The organism is Brevundimonas sp. GN22 (assembly GCF_054824005.1).
Window position 1 is genome coordinate 1 of sequence record NZ_JSYD01000183.1, and the last position, 348, is coordinate 348.

At 66.4% G+C, this 348-nt stretch carries 1 protein-coding gene; it reads left to right on the plus strand.

Going from position 1 to position 348, the window contains the following annotated elements; translation table 11 throughout:
- On the plus strand, nucleotides 1-348 hold a 348-nt coding region (locus tag OB03_RS14680), incomplete at both ends, for an OmpA family protein (RefSeq protein WP_461344663.1).

The window sequence follows — 348 nt, forward strand, 5'->3', positions numbered from 1 at the left end:
CCGCCGCCGCCGCCGCCGCCGCCGCCTCCGGCTAAGCCGGCAGCCCGTCAGTTTGTAGTCTACTTCGACTTCGACCGTTCGGACCTGACCGCAGAAGCTCGCTCGGTTGTGTCGCAAGCTGCCAACTACGCCAAGTCGGGCGCTCCGACCCGTATCCTGGTCGTTGGTCACACCGACACCTCGGGTAACGCAGCCTACAACCTGGGTCTGTCGAACCGTCGTTCGCGCACCGTCGCTGATGCCCTGGTGGCTCAAGGCGTCAACGGTGGCGTGATCTCGCTGGACGGTAAGGGCGAAACCTCGCTCGCCAAGGCTACGGCCGATGGCGTTCGCGAGCCGCTGAACCGC